The organism is Thermostichus sp. MS-CIW-25 (genome assembly GCF_054060015.1).
On the sequence record NZ_JBSSCS010000078.1, the window covers coordinates 1 to 2,182 of the forward strand.

General features: G+C 68.1%; 1 protein-coding gene and 1 pseudogene. Both read left to right on the top strand.

Going from position 1 to position 2,182, the window contains the following annotated elements; translation table 11 throughout:
* Positions 1–387: 387 nt before the first annotated feature.
* Positions 388–735, top strand: a complete 348-nt coding sequence (locus ACVWZ1_RS14305; RefSeq protein ID WP_457503740.1) for a hypothetical protein — start codon at positions 388–390, stop codon at positions 733–735.
* 39 nt (positions 736–774) lie between these two features.
* Positions 775–2,182, top strand: a pseudogene (locus ACVWZ1_RS14310) (hypothetical protein); the annotation flags it as partial.

The following is a 2,182-nucleotide window of genomic DNA, read 5'->3' on the forward strand; positions in this document are numbered from 1 at the left end:
CTGAGGGCCACGGAGGACTGGGCTTTCCGGCGTTACCTGGACATGGGCCCGCTTTGGGCCGTGGAAGAAAAACCCACAAAAATCGCGACTTGACATGCCGGTGCCTGGGGGGGACAATGGGGGGGCTCTTCCGCCTACGGGCTCTTGGTGGTCCTGGGGTTCTCGGAGCGCCTGCTGGAGGGGCTCACGAAGAGGCTGGAGGACCAAGCTCTGAAGCAGGAGGACCAGGGCAAGGAGAAGCCCAAGGGGGATGGGAAGGAGGGCTAGGGGAAACCACAGAACCAGTCAGCCCGGTGTTGAGGGGGTTGAGGGGGTGGTTAAGGTTTTTGTAAGCCTCCCTGAGGAGGATGGAGGTAGGGACCCTGGGGTCCCGGAAAGGAGGCAGGAATGCGTAAAGGCGTGTGGTACGGACTCTTGACCGTGTGGTACGGACTCTTGACCGGTTTAGCCCTGCTCTTGGCGGCCTGCGGGGGCGGGGGCCAGCCCCAGCCGGACCTTACCCTGGCCCAGCCGGACCTTACCCTGGCGGGGATTTCGCCCCAGAATCCCGCCGTGGTCCAGGGGCAGACCGTGACCCTGACCCTCACCTTCACCTCGCAGAACGGCTTCCAGGGGCAGGTCTCCTTGAGCGTCTTAGAGGGGGGGCAGCCCGTCTCCTGGCTGAGCCCCAACGCCGTCCAGCGGAACCTGAACGTGCCCAGAGGCCAGCAGGTGCAGGAGACCCTGGAGGTGTAGGTGGCTCCGAAAGCCCCCACAGGAAGCCGGAACCTCACCGTGCGGGCGGCCTACGGGAACCAGGTGATCGAGCGGGCTCTTACCCTCACCGTGAACGCGCCCCCTGACTTCGCCATCTCCCTCAACCCCACGAGCCTCACGGTCCAGCAGGGGTCTAACGGCCAGACCACCCTCACGGCCCCCCAGAACGGCTTCACCGGGACGGTGAGCCTCTCCCTAGTGGCGGGGCAGGACCAGGTGCCCCAGGGCCTCACGCTTTCTCCCGATACGGTCCAGGTCGGTACGAGCTCCCTGACCCTCTCCGCCCAGCCCACCACGCCCACGGGCACCTACCGCCTGAAGGTGCGGGCCACCTCGGGGAGCCTCACCCGGGAGGCGGACCTGACCCTCACGGTGAGCGCGTCGGGTGGGGGAGGTGGCGGCGGTGGCGGCGGAGGGGGTGGCGGTGGCTCCCCCGACTTCACTATCTCCCTCAGCCCTGACAGCCTCGCGGTCCAGCAGGGGGCTAGCGGCACCACCCAACTGACCATCACCCCGCAGGGCGGCTTCACCGGGACGGTGAACCTCTCCCTGGTGGGCGCTCCCAGCGGCGTGACTCTTTCGCCCACTAGCGTGAACGTGACCGGGTCCAACGCCGTGTCCCAGAACCTGACCGTCAGCGTGGGTAGCGGCGTGGCCACAGGCACCTACAACCTTCAGGTGAGGGCCACCAGCGGGAGCCTCATCAAGACGGCGAGCCTGAGCCTCACGGTGAGCGCACCGGGTGGCGGTGGCGGCGGGGGCGGCGGTGGGGCGGGCACCACCTGGACCTTACGCAACCTGGGCAACTTCCTCGAGGGCGTGGCCTACGGGAACGGCCTCTTCGTGGCGGTGGGGTGGGACGGCACCATCCTCACCTCCCCGGACGGGGTGAGCTGGACCCGGCGAACCTCGGGGACGAGCAACCAGCTCAACGGCGTGGCCTACGGGAACGGCCTCTTCGTGGCGGTGGGGGACGGCGGCACCATCCTCACCTCCCCGGACGGGGTGAGCTGGACCCAGCGAACCTCGGGGACGAGCAACCAGCTCAACGGCGTGGCCTACGGGAACGGCCTCTTCGTGGCGGTGGGATGGAACAGCACCATCCTCACCTCCCCGGACGGGGTGAGCTGGACCCAGCGAACCTCGGGGACGAGCAACCAGCTCAACGGCGTGGCCTACGGGAACGGCCTCTTCGTGGCGGTGGGGTGGAACAGCACCATCCTCACCTCCCCGGACGGGGTGAGCTGGACCCAGCGAACCTCGGGGACGAGCAACCAGCTCAACGGCGTGGCCTACGGGAACGGCCTCTTCGTGGCGGTGGGGTGGAACAGCACCATCCTCACCTCCCCGGACGGGGTGAGCTGGACCCAGCGAACCTCGGGGACGAGCAACCAGCTCAACGGCGTGGCCTACGGGAACGGCCTCT

Excerpts from the sequence above, each read along its gene's own strand:
- ACVWZ1_RS14305 (WP_457503740.1), top strand. The coding sequence starts at position 388 with ATGCGTAAAGGCGTGTGGTACGGACTCTTGACCGTGTGGTACGGACTC.